20 protein-coding genes are annotated in these 22,945 nt (G+C 40.4%); 14 read left to right on the top strand and 6 right to left on the bottom strand.

Annotated features, from left to right (window positions below; translation table 11 throughout):
- The first annotated feature begins 144 nt into the window (after positions 1-144).
- The 3 genes from L877_RS0105565 (at position 145) to L877_RS0105555 (ending at position 5,274) form a co-directional block, all read left to right on the top strand.
- Entirely contained in the window at positions 145-867 is a 723-nt protein-coding gene (locus L877_RS0105565; RefSeq protein ID WP_026835246.1) for an SDR family NAD(P)-dependent oxidoreductase, read from the top strand.
- Between the two features lie 52 nt (positions 868-919).
- Positions 920-2,212: a hypothetical protein gene (locus tag L877_RS0105560; protein WP_026835245.1), complete on the top strand. Its 1,293-nt coding sequence runs from the start codon at positions 920-922 to the stop codon at positions 2,210-2,212.
- 188 nt (positions 2,213-2,400) lie between these two features.
- Complete coding sequence (locus L877_RS0105555) at positions 2,401-5,274, top strand: carbohydrate-binding domain-containing protein (protein WP_026835244.1); 2,874 nt, start codon at positions 2,401-2,403, stop codon at positions 5,272-5,274.
- 173 nt (positions 5,275-5,447) lie between these two features.
- Here the strand turns inward: L877_RS0105555 and L877_RS14390 are convergent, their stop codons facing one another.
- The 4 genes from L877_RS14390 to L877_RS0105535 form a co-directional block, all read right to left on the bottom strand.
- The gene (locus L877_RS14390) at positions 5,448-6,032 is read right to left on the bottom strand and encodes an ATPase (RefSeq protein WP_026835243.1); all 585 of its coding nucleotides are present in this window, start codon (positions 6,030-6,032) and stop codon (positions 5,448-5,450) included.
- On the bottom strand, positions 6,019-6,213 hold the full coding sequence (locus L877_RS0105545) for a hypothetical protein (RefSeq protein ID WP_026835242.1): 195 nt from the start codon (positions 6,211-6,213) through the stop codon (positions 6,019-6,021). Before L877_RS0105545 ends, L877_RS14390 begins: the two co-directional genes overlap by 14 nt.
- On the bottom strand, positions 6,210-6,425 hold the full coding sequence (locus L877_RS13855) for a KilA-N domain-containing protein (protein ID WP_278244182.1): 216 nt from the start codon (positions 6,423-6,425) through the stop codon (positions 6,210-6,212). Before L877_RS13855 ends, L877_RS0105545 begins: the two co-directional genes overlap by 4 nt.
- A gap of 145 nt (positions 6,426-6,570) precedes the next feature.
- Positions 6,571-6,999, bottom strand: a complete 429-nt coding sequence (locus tag L877_RS0105535) for a hypothetical protein (RefSeq protein ID WP_026835241.1) — start codon at positions 6,997-6,999, stop codon at positions 6,571-6,573.
- A 140-nt stretch (positions 7,000-7,139) separates the two neighbouring features.
- Here L877_RS0105535 and L877_RS0105530 point away from each other — a divergent pair, with 140 nt between their 5' ends.
- The 4 genes from L877_RS0105530 (at position 7,140) to L877_RS0105515 (ending at position 10,663) form a co-directional block, all read left to right on the top strand.
- The gene (locus L877_RS0105530) at positions 7,140-8,264 is read left to right on the top strand and encodes a tRNA(Met) cytidine acetate ligase (RefSeq protein WP_034785178.1); all 1,125 of its coding nucleotides are present in this window, start codon (positions 7,140-7,142) and stop codon (positions 8,262-8,264) included.
- Between the two features lie 14 nt (positions 8,265-8,278).
- Positions 8,279-8,629, top strand: a complete 351-nt coding sequence (locus L877_RS0105525) for a hypothetical protein (protein WP_026835239.1) — start codon at positions 8,279-8,281, stop codon at positions 8,627-8,629.
- A gap of 296 nt (positions 8,630-8,925) precedes the next feature.
- Positions 8,926-9,303, top strand: coding sequence for a metal-dependent transcriptional regulator (locus tag L877_RS0105520; RefSeq protein ID WP_026835238.1), 378 nt, complete (start codon positions 8,926-8,928; stop codon positions 9,301-9,303).
- A 31-nt stretch (positions 9,304-9,334) separates the two neighbouring features.
- Positions 9,335-10,663 (top strand): methyl-accepting chemotaxis protein, encoded by a 1,329-nt coding sequence (locus tag L877_RS0105515; RefSeq protein ID WP_026835237.1) that lies wholly within the window; start codon positions 9,335-9,337, stop codon positions 10,661-10,663.
- Between the two features lie 2 nt (positions 10,664-10,665).
- Here L877_RS0105515 and L877_RS0105510 read toward each other — a convergent pair whose 3' ends face one another.
- Together L877_RS0105510 and L877_RS0105505 are read right to left on the bottom strand one after the other, a co-directional pair.
- Positions 10,666-11,976 carry a thymidine phosphorylase gene (locus L877_RS0105510; protein WP_026835236.1) on the bottom strand — a complete coding sequence of 437 codons (1,311 nt, stop codon included), beginning with the start codon at positions 11,974-11,976 and terminating at the stop codon, positions 10,666-10,668.
- A 12-nt stretch (positions 11,977-11,988) separates the two neighbouring features.
- Positions 11,989-13,728, bottom strand: coding sequence for a methyl-accepting chemotaxis protein (locus tag L877_RS0105505; protein ID WP_026835235.1), 1,740 nt, complete (start codon positions 13,726-13,728; stop codon positions 11,989-11,991).
- A 216-nt stretch (positions 13,729-13,944) separates the two neighbouring features.
- Between L877_RS0105505 and L877_RS0105500 the strand changes: the two genes are divergently transcribed.
- The 7 genes from L877_RS0105500 (at position 13,945) to L877_RS12300 (ending at position 22,906) form a co-directional block, all read left to right on the top strand.
- A complete protein-coding gene (locus L877_RS0105500; protein WP_341349135.1) occupies positions 13,945-15,297 on the top strand; it encodes an ArsB/NhaD family transporter in 1,353 nt (450 codons plus the stop codon).
- Between the two features lie 577 nt (positions 15,298-15,874).
- On the top strand, positions 15,875-16,498 hold the full coding sequence (locus L877_RS0105490) for a class I SAM-dependent methyltransferase (protein ID WP_051437700.1): 624 nt from the start codon (positions 15,875-15,877) through the stop codon (positions 16,496-16,498).
- A gap of 91 nt (positions 16,499-16,589) precedes the next feature.
- A complete protein-coding gene (locus L877_RS0105485; RefSeq protein WP_026835231.1) occupies positions 16,590-17,483 on the top strand; it encodes a hypothetical protein in 894 nt (297 codons plus the stop codon).
- A 45-nt stretch (positions 17,484-17,528) separates the two neighbouring features.
- Complete coding sequence (locus L877_RS14195; RefSeq protein ID WP_026835230.1) at positions 17,529-17,948, top strand: hypothetical protein; 420 nt, start codon at positions 17,529-17,531, stop codon at positions 17,946-17,948.
- 52 nt (positions 17,949-18,000) lie between these two features.
- Positions 18,001-18,954 (top strand): phosphatase PAP2 family protein, encoded by a 954-nt coding sequence (locus L877_RS0105475; protein WP_026835229.1) that lies wholly within the window; start codon positions 18,001-18,003, stop codon positions 18,952-18,954.
- 48 nt (positions 18,955-19,002) lie between these two features.
- A complete protein-coding gene (locus L877_RS13440) occupies positions 19,003-21,507 on the top strand; it encodes a cellulase family glycosylhydrolase (RefSeq protein WP_169729782.1) in 2,505 nt (834 codons plus the stop codon).
- Between the two features lie 196 nt (positions 21,508-21,703).
- Positions 21,704-22,906, top strand: a complete 1,203-nt coding sequence (locus L877_RS12300) for a cation:proton antiporter (protein ID WP_034785175.1) — start codon at positions 21,704-21,706, stop codon at positions 22,904-22,906.
- The last annotated feature ends 39 nt before the right edge of the window (positions 22,907-22,945 follow it).

Genomic DNA, 22,945 nt, shown 5'->3' with positions numbered 1-22,945 from the left:
GACGTGAGTAAGACCAGCAATATGCGATTCCTATTAATTGTCTTACGAACGACGTGAGTAAGACCAGCAGTATGCGTTTCCTATTAGGCGCGCGTAGTCATGGAAGTTTGGTACTACGCGCGCTTTATGTAAGAGGAGAAGAAAATGTATAATGTAAAAGATAAATGGTGTTTTATAACAGGTGCTGCAAGGGGATTGGGATACTTGGCGGCTAAGTATATGGCAGAGCAGGGGTGTAATCTGATTCTTCACAGTAGGGATAAGAGTCATACCGAGAAAGTTGTGGAGGAGTTGGAGCAGCTTGGAGTAAAGGTTTACGCTGTGGCAGCAGATCTAAATTATCCAGAGCAGGTATCTGCTATGCTCGAAGAAATAGATGCATTGGGCTTGCAAATAGATATTGTATTGAATAATGCAGGACTCCAAATAGCCTATAGAACGGAATATTTTCAAACTCCGGTAGAAGATTATACAATTAGTTTTAATGTAAATACGATTGCGCCAGCTATGATCTGTTATCATTTTATGCCTAAAATGATGGAGAGAGGGTCTGGAAGAATTGTCAATACCACTAGTGGCATAGAATATGATGTTTACCAGGCGGGCTACTCTGCCAGTAAAGCTGCACTTGATAAGATAACCATCGATCTTGCTACAAAGGTTGATGGTTCGGATGTGATGTTGAATCTGGTTGATCCGGGATGGTGTCGCACGGATCTTGGCGGCCCCAATGCTCCTAATGCCCCTGAAAGTGTTATTCCGGGAATTGTATTAGGTGTATTTGCAGATGATAAGAAGTCAGGTCGAATAATTCGGGCACAGGAGTTTGCCGGGATGACTATGGAAGCGGCGTTAGCGACTCTATAGGATGGAATAATGGTTAAGGTAATGAAAAAATATGAAAAAGGGGGTTGAGACAATGATATATTTGATTTTATTATGTATCACAATGCTAGTTCCACAAGTAGCAGGTGCGGATGTGGGACTTAAGGGAAAGGGAACATATGAAGAACCATATCAGATCAGTAATGCGGAAGAATTGATAAAATTTAGAGATATAGTCAACAACTCTAAGAAAAATTCGATTTGTGACATATGTGCAGAGCTGACGGATGATATCGTTTTGAATGATGTAAATGTTACTTCTATTGATGACAATATTGATCCAACGTTTCAAACGTCATCAGGTGCCAAAGTAAATAGGAATGACCTTAAGAAGTGGGAGCCGATCGGCTGGTCAAAAGGGGATCAATTTGTATTTTATGGTGGAGTCTTCAAGGGAAATAATCATACTATTCGGGGAGTTTACGTGGACGATAAAGATATGAGCCAGGTCGGATTGTTTGGCGCTACATGTAATGCTGAGATTTACAATCTTGATGTAGCCGACAGTTTTATCAGAGGTAAGGATTACGTGGGTGGAATCGCTGGATTTTCTTACGATAGTTTGTTTTTCAATTGCTGGTTTGACAATTCCGATAAGTATCAATACAGTTCATTTGTCATCGGAAAAAAATACGTAGGTGGAATCACTGGTGTAGTTTATGATCAGTATGGTGAAACAAAAGGATTTTTTAAGAAAAATGGTGTGCCATTTATACAACATTGTGTCAATTGTGGAACAATAGCCGGTGATAAATTTACGGGTGGAGTATGTGGTTTAATGTATTATGGAGCCACAAAGGGTGTGCAAAATTTTGGATATATATACTGCGAGCACCAAGAAACTACCGGAGAAGTTAGCGGATTTAATGTTCAGACAGCTAAGCAAGAGAAAAGGTTTGGAGAGATAGAGCAAGAAGACATCAGAGAGAATGCTGAAGAGAAGCAGACAGAGGAAGTTAAAGATAACGAGAAAGCTGATGACAAAAAAGAAGTCTCAGAGAAAAAGTCTGATATCAAAGAAAACAGTTCTGACAAATCTGAGGTGGATGAGGATAAGTTACAGGATAGGCGCGATGATCAAAATTCTGACTTCGAAGAAAAGATTTCAGGAGAGTCAGAGTCTAATCAGGATGCAAAGGTTGGCTTGAGCGAGAACAAAGAAACCAAGAACGAGGGCAAGAATATGACGGGAACAATTGCAGTGCCACCAAAGAACCAGAAACAGTTAACAATCTTAATAGTGATTGGAGGTCTTGTATGTATAGCAATTGTAGCGGGAGTATTCATAGTAAAGAAAAGAAAAACCGGCGAAGGCAGTGACGAATAATAGGATTGATTGATAAGGATGTGAGGGATGTCGCACTTGTGTGACATCCCTTTTTAAAATAGCAATAAAAAAAGGAAACGTATACTGCTGGTCTTACTCCTTGCAGTCGTAAGACATTATTTAAGTTTCTTTTAAGGAAGCTGTGATATTATTTATTCAATTCAACAACAAAAGAAAGGATGATTAATATGAATAAAAAAATCATAGCGGGTATGGTGGTGGCAGCCTTGGTAACGTCGGTGGTGCCTTCAAATCATGGTCAGGCAAGCGCTGCGGTAAAGGGGAAAGGGTACAGTATTTCAAAAAAAGCTGGCACCTACAGAGGAACTATTAAAGTAAAACTAAAGGCAAAAAAGGGTTACAAAGTTTACTATTCAACTAGTTCGAAGATGAAGGTAAAGAAAGTTTTAAAAAGTAAGAAATCAAAAACATTTACCTTTAAGAAGACTTCGACACTCAAAGTTTTGTCGGTAAAGAGCAGTAAGAAGGTTACAAAAAAATATTTGAAATCCAGTGCTGCGAAGAAGAAGATTAAGAAGTATAAGTATAAAATATCCGAGGAGCAAGTCTCAAGTAAAGAAACGGAAACGGCAGAAGTGACGAGCGCACCGACAGCGACAACTTCAGCAGAGACGAGCGTGCCAACAGCGACACCGGTAGCGGAGACGAACGCACCAACAGCGACAGAGATAGCAGTGACAAGCGAGCCGGCGGCGACAGAGGCAGCAGTGACAAGCACGCCGAAGGCGACAGCGGTGGTAGCTACAATATCACCAAAAGAGACAGAGGCGGCAGTATTGGTACCACCATCGGATGCACCAACGGCAGCGCCAATAGAGACGGTGGCGCCTATCAAATATGATGAAAATACAGTCGGAATCAAACTCTCCCAAAATCAGTCGACTGTATCAGAAAATGGCAGTGATAAGGTGGCGGTTTCTGAGGAGGATGGTGTGACGACAGTTGCAATCACCGGGGGCGGAACATTTTCCTTGGAGGGCGGAAGTAAAAGCGCGCCACTCACAAACTTCATTGTCGATATTGCCAAGGATATAGAGGAACCGGTCAACTTGATTTTGCAGGATTTGTACGTTGATAACAGCGAGTTTTCCGGGGATGATGCGATTATAACTGCCAAAAAGGGGACTAAGAATGTGAATATATCTTTGGCCGGAACAACGGAACTCACAGGATATGGTGCCTACAGCAAGAGCCCTGCGTCGGCGATCATATGTGCCAAGGATAGCGATGCCAAGCTGGTGGTTATGGCAGCAAGTGAAGATGCATCTCTCATAATCAAAGATTCTATGCCAGTGGATGTGGATTATGGTGAAAATGATCCGACTGATGGAATTAGCTCAAAGGGAGAGCTTGTAATTCAAAGCGGAAATCTTGAGATAAATGTGAACGGGGACTGCCTAAAAGGAACTGGTTACGTGGATGATGCGGGAAATGTAGTTGGTGGAGTGTCCATCTGCGGAGGAAAGACAAATCTTGAAGCGGGCAACTGTGGTATCAAGTCAAAGAACGGAAATATCAAGATTAATAGCGGAAAGATAAATGTTCTGAAGTGCGGTGGAGACGGCATTCAGGCAAAGAATTATGACGTAAATATCAGTGGCGGAACATTAAATATTGATAATTGTTATGGAGATGGAATACAGGGAGAATGGGTATATATATCAGGAAATGAGACTGATATTGACATAAAGACGCACTTTGAGGATGCCGGAACAAATTACTACAATAGTAGTCTAGGCACCGGCAAGTACAATACTTTGACAGGTTCCGGAGGAATGGGATCTGAGACCAAGGTCGAGACGATTAATGTTGACACTGGAAGCCACAAGGGAATCAAGGCGGGAACAAAAGCCTGCACTTATTCCTATAAGAGTGTGGAAGAAGGCAGTGACAATGTTGCAGGACAGCAGTATTCTGATGAAGCTTCAGGAGGAATAATAATTGCTGGAGGAAGAATAAAGGTCGATACTACAGGAGCAGGAATTAAGTATAATGGTGGCGGCGGTATGTTTGGCGGCTCTAGCTCCGGAAACTTATCAGCGGCATATGACGGACAGGTGATTATCGGGGCACCCGATGATGGAATCAAGAGTCAGAATACCATGAAAATCATAGGTGGTGAGACGACTGTGTATGCGTCAGATGACGGAATATCCGCAGTTGAGGAACTTGAGATTACAGGTAATGCGGTTGTTAAAGTCGAGCAGGCTTACGAAGGAGTTGAGTCAGGGGTTATTACCGTTGGTTCAGAGGATAAAACTGCAGGGGAACCAACCCTGACAGTATACAGTAATGATGATGGAATCAATGCTGCAAAGAAAGTAAATGTTACATATGTATATGAAGACGAAAGTGAAGAAAAATATACCAAGACTACAACGGCATCTTCAGGAAACAAGATGACAGTGCTAAGTGGATATGTTAACGTTGAAATAGCAGATGATACAACCCATAGCTTTAGCCTTAAGACGAAAGATGGAAGCACTACTACTTCAACTTTTTCGGCAGATGGAGATGGTATTGATTGCAATGGATCATTGTATCTGATGGGGGGAACGACAATAGTTTATGGCGCAAATTCCAATGGAAATGCTCCGCTGGATATAGGTGAAGGCAATTGCACTTTCCAAATTGGTGAGGGTGCAACTGTGCTGGCAACAGGGGCAAGTGGAATGGTAATAACACCATCTAACGGAAGTCAAACATATCTAGCAACCTCGGGATCATCAGGTGGATTCGGTGGATTTGGTGGCAGACCGGGACAGAATGGTGGAGGAAATTCAAGTGCTGTTTCTATGTCAGCCGGCACACCTGTAGCGATTATGGATTCATCGGATAATTTGCTTGTTGCATTTAAGTCTCCAAAGGCTGGAAATTATGTATTATATTCATCACCGGAATTGACTTCTAATGGCAGCTACAAATTATGTGTAGGAGGAACGATCGATGGAGATCCGGTAAAGACAGACGTTGCGAGAGATTACAGATATACAAGCTATAATTCGAGTGGTGCCACTACTCAAACACTGACTGCAAAATAATATTAGGTTGGAGTGAAATAGAAGAAAAATGATGCTAAAAACCAGAGTGCGATTATTCGCACTCTGGTTTATTGTACAGCCTCTAACGTAGAATCATAATTAATCATTTTAGTTGTTATAAGAATTGTTTTATAGGCATACCTTTATCTATTGCCGCCTAAGAGATATTAATCTCAATTTTCATATTCGTTTATTCCGGTGAGATTTGATATTTTATCAAAGTCCCAATACTTATTTTCCCAATGAAAATAAATATCCTTTCTCTTCTTAAAAATTCTGAACGGCTCTTTCGTGTTGTCATACACATGCAAGATATCACATACTTCAATAAGTTGAGGAAGCAAAGCAAGAGCCTTAGGATAACGTGAGCGTATCTTATCCTCGGGAACCCCATGTCCACCAATAGCCTGTCTTGCACTTACCCTTGCAACATTTATATCTGCATTAGCCGTAAGAACGTAGATACACCGCACAAAATATCCTTGTTCTTTTGCTTTTTTTAGCAACAATAGATTTCTATCTGTCGAAAGGACCGTTTCAAAAGTAAAATCTTTTTTCTCTGAAACCATCTTTTCACGCAGTTCTTCAGCTTTTTGGGCCGCTTCAATATCAGTGCATAAAGTAGTTCTTTTTATGTCATCGGCATTTATATATTCACCGATCGTTTTCGCCATTCCGGTAATCGTTGTTTTTCCACTTCCGTTAGGTCCTGCAAACACAATTACTTCCGGCAGCTTTACAGCATTATTCTCCGACATACTCTCTTCTCCCATCAGGATATTCAAGATATGCCTTTTTAGTCTCATCATCGTATTTCGCTACAGGCAATCCTTTTATCTTTCTTACCTCTTTATCTATTCTGATTGCCTCTTTAAATCTTTGCGTTAATTCATCATCTGATATACCACATGTCGAATCCAATTCATTTAATACAGTCATAAGACAACTCCTTTCCACATTGCAAATTCAAATGCAATATCCTTATGTGAGTATGTACCGCCGTATCTGCCGGCTTTTGCCTGAATACTTATTGCGTTCGTTCTTGCAACAAATTCCTTGACACTGATTTTAAAGCTATTCAAACCCGACTGACTTTTAATTATGGCGAATTCGCCATAATATAAATCCGGGTTGTATACTTTCTCCCAAATCCCGATATATTAAAGCTATTCCGTTTATAATTCCTGCCGAAGATGAGATATCTCATTTCCATTCTGTAGCCGCAACAAACATGGCTACTTTCGGAAGCAAAGCTTCCTCACTATCCGGCAGTCGCCGTATACAGCAGTTGCTCAGCTAAATTTTCGTTTTATTATTATCAAATAGTATGATAGTAACAAATAAGTATATGGCTTCAAATCCTAATAAAAAGAATAGAATTTTATGGCTTACTATGTCAAAAATCCCGAAAAAAACCTCAAGTACTATAAATATAATATTGATAATTGCAAGAAGTATATTAATCCAAGATGTATGGTGTTTTAGTTGTTGTGAACTATCAATCACACTATAGTTGTTTTTATTCTTAACATAAATACTCATAAGCATTAAGGCTGTAAATATAATATATGCCATGGCAAAGAGAATAAGATAAAGTACTACATGAAAGTTAATCTTATTCCATCTTAACAAGCAGAGAATAGCCAATCCAATAGGAAGGTTGGCATATACTAGTATTTTTTGAAGTGTTGATAAATCCCTCATGAATGAAAACTTATTATTCATATCTGGAAACCTCCTTATACATAGAGTATATCATGTTTTATAGCTTGGTTCCATAAGTTTTTACAACCGTTAGATGCTCACTTGACAAAATTTTCCAATGTGATACGATGAAATAAGAAAGAATGAAAGCGAGATGTTTTATGATAAAAGCTGGAATAATTGCGGAGTTCAACCCATTTCATCAGGGTCATGCGTATCTGATAGAACAAATAAGAGAACGAGTTCAGGCGGATCGAATCAGCGTTGTAATGAGTCCTGACTTTGTTCAACGTGGAGAACCAGCAATAATAGACAAGTATAAGCGCTGCGAGATTGCTCTTAAAAACGGTGCTGACGAGGTATATGAATTGCCTATTAGATATGCCCTGTCAAGTGCAAGAGATTTTGCAGTAGGTGGAATTGGATTGCTCGATAGGCTTGGATGTGACTATTATTGTTTTGGATGCGAGACCGAGGATATAGACTCTCTAGAGGAGGCGAGCCTCTTTTTGGAAAAGAACCCGGAAGAATATGTTTTGACATTAAATAAGCTTTTGAAAACCGGAATGTCTTACCCAATGGCGATGGAGGCTGCATACAAGAGTTGTAATCCCAAGTCAGATCTGAGTTTCACGCCCAATAATAATTTGGCGATGGAATATTTTAGAGCGGCAAGAGGGACAAGAATGCGTCCTTTTGCTGTAAAAAGACGTGGAATGGGATATAATGACGAGGATACCGATTTGGATGCATATGAATTTCCTTCGGCGACGGCAATCCGCAAAAAGATGCGTATAAACGGAGAAAAGGGCGTTTTATTGGAACATTTTGGCAATATCATTATGGCAGCTATCAGGCAGCAGTTTGACAAGCTTGAGGAATTCAAGGATGTTGATGAAGAACTTGCCAATGTCATGCGACGAGTATGGTATGATGCGGATAATCTGATGGATTTTCTTGATAAATGCAAGACAAAGAATCTAACTATGGCGAGGATTAAGAGATGTGTGCTACAGATTATGTTAGATATCAGGAAAAATAGTCCTATAGAGCCGGGATATGCAAGGCTTTTGGGACGGCGAAGTGATGCTGTTGGACCATTTTCAGGAGCAAAGGACAGGAGTCGAATCCAGATTATCGGACGAGTTGCCAAGGACATGGAAAGCTTGGATTCAGTGGATAAAGTAGAGTTTGAGCGGGATTTGAGAGCTTCGGAATTATATTCTATGATTTCAGGGAATCATGAGAAATCGGAGAGAAAGAAGCGAATCATAGTTGTAGATTAGTGAGGTGAATTGAATTGGAAAAACGACTTAAGTATTATCTTGAATACTATAGACAGATGTCTGTTAAAGTGAAATCCGGAGATGGAAATCTTCCGGATGGAAAGGAAGCGTTCCTAAAAGAAATGTTAATTCAGATTGGATTTTTCCAGCATGAGCGTTTTATACATCTTGTAGTAACGGTGCTCTTTGCGATTCTTGCGGTGTTTTCGGTAATTGCATTTGTGGCGATTATGCAGATTTCGATTATAGTTTTAGCTGGAATGTTCTTTGTACTGTTGATTCCATATATCAGACATTACTTCATTTTAGAGAATGGTGTGCAGCAGCTTTATGAGTATTATGACATTATTGCGCATTCTAAGTGATTCTTATTCGTGTCGGAATATTTTATAAAAAGAAAAAAAGTCGAGATTTGATGGACTGTTATGGCTAGAGAGTGACATCAATCTCGACAATTTTTTAAAGAAGATTATTTGAGAGAAATTAAAAATTTCCCAGGCGAAAGTATGGTTTTTGTAACCATATGGTTAGTATATACTAACTTTAGTTAATTGTCAATAACTTTTTTGAAAAAAATTTCTCTTTCATAGTTAGACAATGCTACCTTTATGTGGTATAATTGATGTAATACGTAAAACCATATATATAGGAGGTCACGAAAATGGGGCGTAATGAATCGTCAGAAGATTATTTGGAGGCAATATTGCAATTATCTGATAAGCTTCCTGTGGTGAGGTCAGTGGATATCGCAGAGTGCATGGGCTACAAGAAGTCTAGTGTGAGTGTTGCGATGAAGAAGCTTAGAGAGAGTGAGTGTATCAACACAGACAAGTCAGGCTTTATCACGCTTACCGAAAAGGGAAGAGAAATTGCGCTACGAATCTATGAGAGACATAGATTTATGACTGATTGGCTAATTAGCCTAGGTGTGGAAAAGGACGTTGCGGAGGAAGATGCGTGCATGATGGAACATGACATGAGCATAGAGACTTTCAACGCCATTAAGAAGTATGTACTTGAGAAAGGTGATTTACAGTAGAAGGCATAATTCACCTGATGGAGGAATGTCTATGAAGAAGAGTTTTAAGAATGCGAAAGTGCTGATACCTACACTGATTGGCGCAGTGATGCTGATTGAAGCATTAATTCTTTTTTTCTTAATGCTGATTGGTGGAGGGGCAAGCGGAACAGCTACGCTGTCAGCGTATTGGATTATTGTAACCGTATTTTTAGCGATAGCAGTTTATTCATCGTTCTTCTTTGCTGAGAGATATGATAAAAATATTGCAGAGATAGACGAATTCTTGAATACTGTGGAGAATGGAGAAGCTGGATTTCTGGCTGATAATGCTATGGAGGACATCGAAGGCGATCTTGGAGATGTTGCTCGTCGCATGGGAAGAGTGCTCAAACAGGCCAATGAGATTATAGGTACATTGGTTAGAGTTTCTCAAAATCCCACTTCCGGTATTGGAGCAATGAGTTCTGCTGTAGACGATTGTGAGAGAAGGCTTAATGAAATTGCAGAAAGTGCAGAGATGCTTGATACTTCACTTAGAACAGTTCTCAGAGGGGTCAGTAGGCTAGATGGCTTCTCTGATGAGATGAATGAGTCACTTCAGAGTATCTTAAAAGAAAGTGAGCGCGAGGCAGATAAGATAAGTTCCATCTCCGCGAGAGCTGCAGAGGTTCAGGAAGCTGCAAGAGAATCGAGAAATAAAGCAAATCGAGTTCTCAAAGCTAATAAGGGAAAGATGGAAAGTGCAATCAAAGAGTCAAAGCAGATTTCACAGATTCAAGTGCTTACAGAAACAATCAAGAATATTACTAATCAGACCAACTTGTTGGCGATTAATGCTTCTATCGAGGCGGCTAGAGCGGGAGAAGCAGGACAAGGTTTTTCTGTAGTTGCGATGGAAATCACGGATTTGTCTGAGGCATCAGCTGAGGCTGTAGAGAAGATTCAGACTGTGGCAATGGCCGTTACAGAGGCCGTTGAGAAACTTATCGAGATGGCAGAGTTTATGCTTGATTTCATCAATACTTCTGTTCAGGAAGCTTATGATGATTTGGCAAATGCCGGAGATCAGTATCAGAAGGATTCAATTCTTGTTAGAGAAACGGTTGGTCAGTTCGTGTTAAATGCGCGCACGTCATTCAACAATATTGCTAAGATAAATGAAACACTTTCAATAGTAGAAGAATCTAATACGATTAGTAAGGATTCTATCCGAAAAATTGAAGATAGCTCCAAGGAAGCTGTTGTGGCTATGAAGTCGGTCTGCACAATAGCTGAGGATTATACATCCACAGTTGGCGAGCTTTTGGCCAAACTAGAAGTCGAAGCTCCGGAGGAGTACAGAGAAAAGAAACAAATAGAAGCTAGTGAGAATAATTAGTATCATATAATTACATCTCCGATTAAGGCGATTTTATTATCACTCAAAGGTTTAGGGGAGAGCGCGATGCATTCGCCAAATTTCTTTGCCCCGCTTTGACATTGATCAGAAGTTTTACCGTAGAGAGTGGCGATAAGATCGCCTTTTTGGCAAAAGTCTTTATTCTTTTTTGTGAGGACGATCCCGGCACTCATGTCGATAGGATCGTCTTTTTTGCTGCGCCCTGCACCGAGGAGACCTGCGGCCACACCGATTCCAGCTGTGTTTGTGAAGGTTAGATAACCGCTATTTTCAGCTCTGAATTCATGGGAAACTGCGGCTGTCTCAAAGAGTTCAGGATTGAGTATGTAATTTGTGTCTCCGCCCTGAGCTTCGACCATTTTTACAAAAACATCAAATGCCCTTCCGGAGGAAATCGCCTCTTCGGCTAATTTTCTTGCTTCTTCGTATGGTATCTCTTTTCCGAGTGAAATCATATGAGAGGCAAGAGTATAACATACCTCCATGAGATCGGAAATATTCTCACCTCTAAGGGCGCGGATAGCTTCCTTTACTTCAAGATTGTTGCCAATGGCGAATCCCAGAGGCTCGTCCATAGAAGTAATCTGGGCGATGGTTTGCTTGCCTGCGTTGTTTCCGATGCGGACCATTTTTTCTGCCAATAATCTTGCATCTGTGGGATCTGTCATAAATGCTCCGCTACCCGTGGTGACGTCTAGCAGAATCTTGTCCGCGCCTGCAGCAAGCTTCTTGCTCATGATAGAAGAGGCGATGAGCTCGATACACTGTACGGTTGCAGTCACGTCTCTAAGGGCATACAAAAGCTTGTCTGCCGGGGCTAGATCAGCAGTTTGACCGACAACACATAAGCCTAATTCATTGACATTTTTGAAAAATATTCCGTTATCCAGGGAAGTCTTAAGACCTGGAATAGACTCCAATTTGTCTATGGTTCCTCCGGTGAAACCAAGTCCTCGTCCGCTCATCTTTGCCACGGGAACGCCACAAGCGGCCACGATAGGGCCGATGATTAGGGTTGTCTTGTCGCCGACTCCTCCGGTGCTGTGTTTGTCCACTTTGATACCGTTGATCGATGAAAGGTCAAGGGTTTCTCCGGAATCGCGCATAGCAAGGGTGAGCCTTGTGAGCTCACCCTCTGTAAGACCCTGAAAGCAGATGGCCATAAGCATGGCTGACATCTGGTAATCGGGGATATTTCCGTTGACATATTCAGCAATCATTAGATCGATTTCGCTGTCTGAAAGCTGTTTTCCAAGTCTTTTTTTATTAATAATATCTACAAATCTTTCCATGTAATACCTCTTTTACTTGAAGTGGGAAACTGAGTCCTCTAGGTCGTTTGAAAGTGCATCCATCTGTGAGAGGAAATCAACGATTTCGGTCAAGCCGGCTGTGATGTTGAGAAGTGAAGCATTCACTTCTTCGTTGGAGGATGCATTTTCCTCACTAATCGCGCTGAGTTCGTCTATGTGCTGTAGCAAATCTTCTTTGATTTTATTGAGCTCTCGCGTCTTGTCGCTTATAAGTTTGATTTCCGAAACGCTTGTATTAATAGAGCCCTCTAACTCAGTAAATTTATCCTGAGTTGATGTAATAGCATCCTGTTCATTTTGGATGGCGAGCTGAATTCGCTCAGCCAGGTTGACAGAGTTTCTTGAATTGGTCAATATTTCGTTGGCTATCTCTCGAATTGTGGCAGCGCTCTCATTACTCTGTTCGGATAGGTTGGAGATGCTGTCCGCAACTACTGCAAAGCTTCTTCCTGCCTCTCCTGCTCGAGCAGCTTCGATTGAAGCATTGAGAGAGAGGAGGTTAGTCTGGTTTGCTATCTCGATGATGAGGTCGATGGCCTCATTAATCTTGCTTATTGAGTCATTTGTAAGAAGGATTTGGTCGTGAATAGAATTAACTGCGGAAACAGCTTCTTTGCTGCTCTTCATAACTATATTCATCTGATGTGTCGCATCCTTGCTTACATTATTCATATTCTTGGCATTTACTGTGAGCCCATCTATATTATTCTCGATGTCAGTAACTCGGTCACCCATTTGCTTCATCTGGTCATTAACGTCATTGACATTAGATGCCAAGCTCTGGGCTCCCGAAGAGAGATCTTCCATGGAATTGGAGATGCGAATTGCAGCCTCAGAACTGCTCTGGGAAAGTGACTCGGTTGCCTTAATCTTATCTGACATTTTGCTGGACTCACTTCTGATCTTGCTGATTATCTGGTTGAGGTCGCGCTGAACATTTTTCATAGAATTAAACATTGTAAAACTCTCCGCGATTGAACTAGACACGTTAATCTCAGCTGTAAGATTTCCGGAGGCAATCTCCTCGAGGGACTGTGAAATGCTGAGTATAGGCTTTCTGATTCGAAGTGCAATGATCCACATGAGAAGTGAGAATACTGCGACAATGGCAACAAAAGTAAGTATAATTGACATGGCAGTTTTGTTTGCGGCGCTTGTAACCACAATATCGGCTTCTCCGCAGAAAGTCATTCCAACAATATTTCCATTGGCATCCTTCAAAGGAAGATAGTCAACATAATAGGCTTTGTTGTTGATTTTCACATTGGAACCCTGGAAATGGTTGCCGTTTTTAAGGCAGTCTTCGATGACCTTTTCTGATGCCTTAGTACCCTCGATTCTGGCACCGCTGTCGTCCTTGAGGGATGTAAGGGCGCGAGTGTCGCCCAAGAATATTGTGAATTCAACTTTGTTTTCTTTGTAAGAATCAACATAGCTATAATCTTTATTAGCTTTTGTGAAAGCTTCGTCGCCCTCTGCAATATATGCGTCTGTGGCATAGCGATTGAACTGCATATTAGCTATTTCAAGTTTATCTTTGACAGACTGCTCGATACTCTCATTGGAATTTCTAACATTAATAAATGTCATAACTGCTGCAGACATAATCAATGGGAGCAGTGTTGCAATAAGTAACATTTTGAGCATCGAAAGACCTCGCTTGCGCTGTTTTACTCTATTAGGTTTTTTTTGTTTTTTACTGGATTTTTTTTCTGAATCTTTATTACTCATAAGATGAACTCCTTTCATACTCTCATACTTTTCTTTATGAGAAAAATCTCACAACCATATTATAGCACAGAATTATAAAATATACAATTATTGATGATTTTGAAACTTGTTGAGTTATTATGGATATTATGTTAAAATATAAATAAAAAACGGAGAAAGGAGGATGACAAGATAATAGAATCGTATAAGAAGGACGAGTTTATCTTGTCATATGGGATGATGCAATTAGAACAGATACTTGCAATCGTCATTTTCTTGGTGATGTTTGTCATGATTGTTATTGACAAGATTGAGAGGCATCTAGTGACATTAGTATGTGGAGTGCTTATGATTGGAATTGTATTTGGGGCAATCATGCACAGTGGAAGCGCGATTATGAAGACGCTTAATCTTCATACAATAGTGACCTCGAATTTTTGGATTGCGACAGAGGAGGGCCACTCCTCGGGAATAAACTGGGAGACAATCCTATTTATTGCCGGAATGATGGTAATGGTGGAGGGAATGGCCAAGGCAGGATTTTTCCAATGGCTATGCATGAAGTTGGCGAAGATGGTGAATTACAAACCAACACCACTCTTTATAACATTTATGATTATGTCTGCGGTATTGTCAATGTTTATCGACAGTATCACAGTTATTTTATTCCTTGCAGCAGTGACAGTTGAGCTTTCAAAGCTCCTTAAGATCGATCCGATTCCGATGATTCTAAGTGAGATTTTCTGTGCGAACTTGGGAGGATCTGCGACCATGTGTGGAGATCCGCCAAATATAATTATCGGAACAGCAAACGGATATACATTCTTTGATTTCCTTCAAAATACCGGATTGATCGCCGCTATCTGTATGGTAGTTATAGTAGTTTACTTCTATATGGTATACAGAAAAGAGCTGAACAGCGAGGTAAGTGTGGATATAGAATCAGTTCCGGACCCAAGTGAATCAATCACAAGTATGAAAGATTTCATCATCAGCTGTGTTATATTTGGATGTGCGGTAGTGCTTCTTATCACTCATGCACAAACACACTTGACAGTGGCAACTATCGGAGTATTTATTGCACTTATTACACTCATTACATCTGGTAAGGATGCATTGTTCTTGATAAAGAAGGTAGATTACAAGACGTTGGTATTCTTTATCGGACTATTTATGGTAGTCGGTGGACTTGAGCAAACGGGTGTGCTTGAACTTATAGCAGAGTTTATCGCCAAGGTGAGCGGTGGAAATGCAATGGTTATGGTTGCAATTATCATCTGGATTTCAGCGATTGCTAGTGCGTTCGTCGACAATATTCCGTTTGCAGCTACAATGGTACCGGTTATCGCAGATCTAGCTGCACATAACTCAGGAGTAGACTTGAAGACTTTGGCTTGGACGCTTTCTATGGGTACAGATATCGGAGGAAGCGCAACTCCAATCGGAGCATCTGCGAACGTGGTTGGTACTAGTGTTGCCAACAAAGCCGGATACAAGATTGGTTGGGGACAGTATTGCAAAGTTTCAGCTCCGGCAGCAGTTATTGTTGTTGCTATGTCTATGGTTATCATTTTCATCAGATATTTCTAGAAAATGCTATACTAGAGGGCTGGTGCTAATAGAAATTGTCTTACGAACGACGTGAGTAAGACCAGCAATATGCGATTCCGATAATTGTCTTACGAACGACGTGAGTAAGACCAGCAATATGCGATTCCGATAATTGTCTTACGAACGACGTGAGTAAGACCAGCAATATGCGATTCCGATTAAAAAAGGCGATTTAGTGCGTTGAAAACGCGCTTGAATCGCCTTTATGTACTAGATAATCACCGGTTGATCTAATTGATATTGATAGTATTTGATTAGATTGCCGCTGACCATGCCGTCAGGCTCCCAGTGGCACAGATCGCTGTCTCTCCTGTATGGAAGATGATTGTAGAATTCGTTTCTCCCCTCATCGACCTCATCAAAAGATTTGAGCGATTTTTGAAATAAAGTCAATGCATCCAATATTTCACCCTTCTTTCTACAACTGTAATATAGTTATGATACTAGTATAGACCACCGATGAAAAAAAATCAAGCATTTTATTATGTAAAATATTCCGCGTGCCGATAGAATAAAAGTGAGTTTAGTCAAGCGCGGATTGGAAAGGAAAAAAAGCATGCATCCATATTTAGAGGATATCAATAGAGATGAAGAAATGAATATTGTGACCGAGGAAGTGCAGACAGATGGGAAGGACACATACTATTTTCACAGGTATGAGCCCACACCTTATCTAGTGTTAGACGTGTTGTTTGATGAGTTGGATTTGGGGGAAGATGATATAATCCTTGACTACGGAAGCGGCCTTGGACGCGTGCTGTTATATGCAAATTATAAGATGGGATGCAAGGGTATAGGAGTGGAATATTCTGCACACTACTTTGACTTGGCATATGAAAATCTCAGATCATATGTGAATAAGTTTGATATGAAGGTGGCGCCAATCCGGTTTATTAATCAGTCTGCGGTGGATTACGACGTTCCTGACTTCATTAATATGATTTATTTTTTCAATCCCTTCTCAACGGAAGTGTTTCGAACAGTTCTGACTAAGATTCAGATTAGTTTTGAGCGAGCACCTAGGGAGATAACATTTATCATATATTATCCTGAGGATGAGACTATTTTTTATATTGAAAATCACACATCTTTTTCCCTTGTAAGAGAGATTGCGGGCAGCGACAATGTGGTCAATGATAGGCGTGATAGATTTGCGATTTACAGCAACAAGTACGAATAATTAGTTTTGCTTGAAGATTAAAGAGAATTGTGATAATATAATAATGGTGTTTTAGGGCAGTGGATAAGATAAACTGAGGAGATTTATGAAAATGAAAAAAGTTCTTTTGTTGCTATTGTGTGTTTTGGGTGCTATGACATTAGTAGGTTGTTGTGAGCTTAGAAATGAATTTGTTATAAAGAAAAATGGCAAAGTCACGGTTACTGAAAAGCAGGCATATGCCAAGGAAGCTATCGATAGGCTCAACAAGAATTCAAAGAATAAGAAGAGCATGAAAGGTTTCAAAGTCACTAAGATTAATGGCAAAGAATTCTATGTTAATGAAGTGACCAAGGAGACAACTATTAAGAAGTATAACAAGACTGATAGGGAGTCTTTGCTAGATACAGATAAGGCGATTTTTCTTGTGAATAGCAAGGAAATGAATAATATTACCAAGGAGGTTGATGAAACATCTGAGCTATCCGCGGTAGATATTAAGTTTTCAGTTGAAGTCACTTTCGAAGATAATATTGTTGAAACTAATGGTAAGATAGATGAGGATAAACCTAATAAGGTTGAGTTTAAATACGATAAAGAAAAAGATAAAGGAGATGTAGTTTGGTATGCATATACCTCTACAAATCACAACCTAGAGGCTGATAAGGCAAAGCTTATCAAGAAAAGTGACCGACAAATCCCGACTATTAAGGGAGTTAAGACGGGAAAAACATATAAGAATAAAGCTGTTTTCTATGTAAAAGACAATATCGGTATTAAGTCGATAAAGTTGAACAAGAAGAAAGTCAGCTTGAAAAAGACAAAATTAATTAAATCTGGTAAACGCAAGGGATATAGAAGAGTAAGATTTAAAACAGGAAGAAAACGCCAAAGTATAGTTGTTACCGTTAAGGATTATAGCGGAAATACATCATCGAAGTTTTTTTCCATGAAGGGAACCAAGAGATTCATTAAAAAGGTGAAGAAAGCTCTGGTAGTCTACTAGTAATCCAGATTAAAATAAGATTTAGATAGAAAGGAAGTCGTAATTATGAGACAAAAATTATGGAAGAAAATGGTAGTGGGAGCGCTTACAGCTGCTACTGTACTTGCATTGACCGGATGTGAGAATCCGCTGTCAAGCGTATTTGGTGGCGAGGAAGAAAAAGTAGAATCGATTATCGGTGATCGTTCAGCCGTAGGTGAGTATGTGTGGAAACAGGGTAAGGTTGAACTCGGTGACACACATGAAGATATAGGAACAGTTAAGATAGATTCAAAGAACAAGATTTGGCTCAACAGAGAGAATCTCTGCAAATCTGTGAATAAATCCGATAATACTATTTATGAGTGCAGAAATACCAGTTATCAGATCATCGTAACTAAGGACAAGGTTACAATTGCAAGATATGATGAGGAGGAACATGAGTTTCCTACAGACGATAATAGAAAAGCTGTATTTACCAAATAGTATTATAAGTGATATGATGTCAGAGTTACCAACGTAGGGGGCGTTAGAAGATATGGATTATGTACAGGGACGTGCATTTTGGTTTGAAGGAGAGGATCTCATACTGTCACAGCTTCAAGCCTTTTTTGGAGAGGGAGCAAAGAGTTTTTTCTCTGCTATTAGTATACTTGGAGAAGAGGTAGTCTTGATATTGGTAATAGGCTTCCTGTATTGGTGTTATGACAAGAAATATGCTCGGTATGTAGGCATAAATCTGCTTGCTGTGGCGGCTTGGGCACCATTAATTAAGGGAGCTGTTATGCGAATGAGACCATATATGGTTCACCATAATATCAAGTGTTTTAGAGCGCCGACATCAGGTGCTGCTCTGAACAATATAGCTGAGCAGGGATATTCATTTCCGAGTATGCACTCCAGCAATTCCATAACCACCTGTCTGTCCGTTTATCTGGGACGGAAAAACAGGTTTACATTGGTAGCTGCAATTGTATTGCCGTTGTTGATTGGCATTTCTAGAGTTTACCTGGGAGTGCACTATCCGACAGACGTATTGGCCGGCTGGATATTTGGCTTGCTTGTTGTTAGTATAATGACACTTATATCAAAAAAAGTTGACAAACCGGAAGTACAGTTTATAATAATATCTGTACTGGGTTTTCCGGGCTTTTTCTATGTGAGGAGCTCAGATTTTTACAGTTGTTATGGCTTGATGTTGGGCTTTTTCGCAGCATATTTATATGAAAAAAGGTATGTCTCCTTCAAAGAGACTAATGAAAAATTAGAGATTATCATACGTATGGCTCTTGGAATGGCTGTATTTGCATTAAGTAACGAACTTTTAAAGCTTCCATTCCCCAAAGAGTTTCTTGATTCAGGAACAATCTTATCATTTATTGTAAGGGCAGCTAGGTATATGATTGTTGCATTTCTCGCATTCGGTATTTATCCAATGTGTTTCAAAAAACTATCGGGTTTTTTGCATAAATTTGTGAAAAAGGCGGTATAGACTGCGTTTTCAAATAAAATAGAAGTAAAGGTGATAATGATGAAAAAAATGAAAAAAATTGTATCATTGTTAATCATGTTATCTCTCGTCCTTGCACTGGGGTGCATTGATAGTGGTAACATCAAGGCGGCAGGAAATGTAGAGGTTACACTGATTCCTATCAGCACATCCCAGTATTGGAGCGAATATACATATTCGATTAAGAATAATACTGATACTGAGATAAGCGCTATAGAGTTTAAGATTCCAGTTAATGGAAATATTTCTAATCTCCAAGCGTGGGGTCCACAGGCGACTTATAGAGACGGTGTAATAACTGTACGCCACAAGGCTACACAGAGTATCGCGGCAGGAGCGACTTATACAGGCAATAATGACAACAAGTTCGGCTTCGGCGGAGGCGGAACATTAAATGCACCAACAGATATTACATATAGCGAGGGGGCTAACGGAACATTTTCCGGAAATACCAATACCGGCCTAAAGTATGAGGTAAAGGGAGAGACCAAGGATTTGGCCTATGGTGATACTCCTGTTGGAAAGCATGGAAAGCTCTCTGTAAAGAGCGTAGAAGGCTATACAGCGCCGGTAATCGTGGATGCCAATGGTCAGCCATATCAGTTACATGGCGCAAGTACCCATGGAATGCAGTGGTTCCCTGAGTATGTTAATAAAGAGGGATTTCAGTCACTTCGCGATGAGTGGGGTGTAAATATGGTTCGTCTTGTTTCATATGTAACGCAGTACAATGGGTATACAACCGGTGGTCAGAGCATCCTAGATGAATGTATTCAGAAGGGCGTTAAGGCTGCTACTGATCTTGGAATGTATGCAATTATTGATTGGCATATTCATGAGGAGAATCCGCATACAACCAAGGAAGCTGCCAAGGCATTCTTCAAAAAATATGCTGCGATGTATAAGGATAATCCGAATGTAATATTCGAGATTTGCAATGAGCCTACGGGCGTGCCTTGGTATACAGATGGCCAGAGTGATTTGTATGCATATTGCTCAGAGATCAGAGATGTGATTCGAGGCGAAGGAAATGATTCTATTATAATTTGTGGAACGAATACATGGTCACAGGATGTTGACGATGTTGCAGGTCATAGAATAGATAATGCAAGTGATAAGAATATTATGTATACATTGCATTTTTATGCAGGAACACATGGCGATAGCTTGAAGGACAAGTTCAAGAAGGCTATTGGTGATGGTACACCTGTATTCGTCACTGAGTTCGGTGTTTGTGAAGCGAGCGGTAATGGCGGTTATGACACAGAGAATGCGGATGATTGGATCAATTTGCTTGATGCCAATAATGTTAGTTATGCATGTTGGAGTCTCTGTAATAAAGCAGAGTCCGCATCATATCTTCAGAGCTCATGTAGTAAAACTTCAGGTTGGACAGGGGATGATCTGACAGAGACAGGTATATGGCTTGTAAATACATATAGAAGCAGAGAGGAGAATCCAACTGCGACTATAACTCCTGCCACATCAAAACCGACAGCTACTGCAACAGCTACAGCAATAGCAACAGCCGAAGCTACAGCAACAGCAACAGCCGTACCGGGAGGAAATGATCCGGTAGTAAATCCTAATCCAACGGTAGTACCGGGAGGAGATGATCCGGTAATTAATCCTAATCCAACAATCGTACCGGGGGGAAATGATCCGGTAGTTAATCCTAATCCAACAATCGTACCGGGGGGAAATGATCCGGTAGTAAATCCTAATCCAACAGCCGTACCGGGAGGAAATGATCCGGTAGTAAATCCTAATCCAACGGCCATGCCGGGAGGAAATAATCCGGTAGCAAGTCCTGACGAGGCGGTTGTACCTGCGTCATCATCAACACCAGGTGAGACAGTAGTTACAACACCGGGAGAAGACGTTGGAGGATTAGCTAAGTATGCAGCTACAAATCCGGTAAGTCTTCAAAATGTAGAGAAAGTATTGCTTGCATCAAATACAGATAAGAAGGACCCTAAGGGATCTGTGTTTGGATTGATGAAGCTAAGAGGAACTCCTAAGAAAAAGGCTGTTAAATTGGCATGGAAGAAGGTTTCAGGTGCCAACAGATATGTTATTTATGGCAGCAAATGCGGCAAGAAGATGAAGAAGCTTGCTGTAATCGGAAATGTTTCAAAGTGGACGCAGAAGAAGTTGAAGAAGAACACATATTATAAATATGTGGTTCTTGCATGTAACTCACAGGATGGAGTTTATACTGTATTGTCCACATCTAAGTCTGTGCACGTAGCTACTAAGGGAGGCAAGAAGAGTAACCCTAAGAAGGTGAAGGCTAAGAAGGCAAAGCTCAGCTTGAAGGCAGGAAAGTCTAAGAAGATTAAAGCTAAGATGATCAAGCCTAAGAAAAAGGTTGTGAAGATTCATATTGCTAAGCTTCGCTATGAGTCAGCTAATCCGGCAATCGCCAAGGTTTCTAGAAAGGGTAAAGTTAAGGGAGTTTCTAAGGGAAGTACTTCTGTTTATGTATATGCACAGAATGGTAAGTGCAAAGTGATCAAAGTTAAAGTCTTATAGTTTTTTTAATATTTTTCTTTATTATTTCCCCCAGCGATGCTGGGGGTTTTTAATTGGAAACTATGTTTCTGAAAATGTCACATTGAAAAAATGTGGAAAAACCCGAGTTGTCAGTAACGAAAACAAACAAATTCGAAACTTCCTTGACTTTTGTTATGTTAAGGTGTAACATACCAAAGGAAATGGAGGACAGGATATGAATTATACATTTTTTTTGTGGCTGGCAATTATCCTTTTGTCGACCAAATTATGCGGACTTATTATTAGAAAAATAGGTCTGCCGGAAGTTGTTGGATTCTTAGTGGCAGGAGTTTTGTTGGGACCGAGCGTATTGCATGTTATGGAGATTTCTAGTGCAAGTCCCACCGGAACATTTTTGGAAGATACAGCGGAACTTGGAGTGGTGTTCCTCATGTTTTCAGCAGGGCTAGATACCAATCTGGATGAAATGAAGAAAAACATGGTGGCCTCTATAGTTACAGCTGTGATAGGTGTTATTGTTCCGCTTATTATGGGAACTATAGCATATGGATTGTACTTTAATCAGGATTTCGGAAGCAGAGAAGATCTGATGAAGAGTGTGTTTATAGGTGTTGTCTTGACAGCGACGTCAGTTAGTATTACGGTTCAGACGCTGAGGGAGCTGGGTCATCTAAATGGCAAGGTTGGGACGACGATACTTGGAGCAGCTGTAATAGATGACATCCTTGGAATTATAGTTTTGACGGTGGTTACAAGCCTCAAGGATTCCGGGGTCAGCACGACCATGGTAATTGTCAAAATCCTACTTTATACAGCGCTTGTTGCAGTACTATATGCTGCTTGTAACTGGGTTGAACCGCTGTTGAAAAAACAGAACAGAAAAAGAAGGACGGGACTTGCAACTCTGGCTTTTTGCATGTTTATGGCATATATCTCAGAGAGGTTTTTCGGTATAGCTGATATTACAGGGGCATACTTTGCCGGAATCATGCTATCGTCTTCGAAGGTCAGAAATTATGTGGATGAGAAGGTGGGAGTGATATCATCTATGTTCTTCTCTCCGGTGTTTTTTGCCAGTATAGGAATAAAGGTAACACTGGGAGGAATGACAGGTACTGTGTGGATATTTGCAATTGTTCTCACGGTGGTCGCTCTACTATCTAAAATGCTTGGTTGCGGGTTGGGCGCCAAGATATGTGGATTTTCCAACAGAGAATCCCTACAAGTTGGATTAGGTATGATTTCTCGTGGAGAGGTGGCACTAATAGTTGCCGAGAAGGGTAGACAAGTGGGATTAATAGCAGAGGATATGTTTGCACCGGTTGTTTTGGTTGTGATTGTAACAACGCTTCTCACCCCGATTTTATTAAAGATGGTTTTTCCAAAGCCAGATCAAAAGAAGATTAAAGACAAGTAGTATGTGTATAAAAAAAGACTGATAAGTACGAATTACGTA

This window comes from Eubacterium xylanophilum ATCC 35991, assembly GCF_000518685.1.
Lineage (GTDB): Bacteria > Bacillota > Clostridia > Lachnospirales > Lachnospiraceae > Eubacterium_F > Eubacterium_F xylanophilum.
The sequence above is the reverse complement of the archived record's forward strand: the minus strand, read 5'-3'. Positions and strand labels throughout refer to the sequence as shown.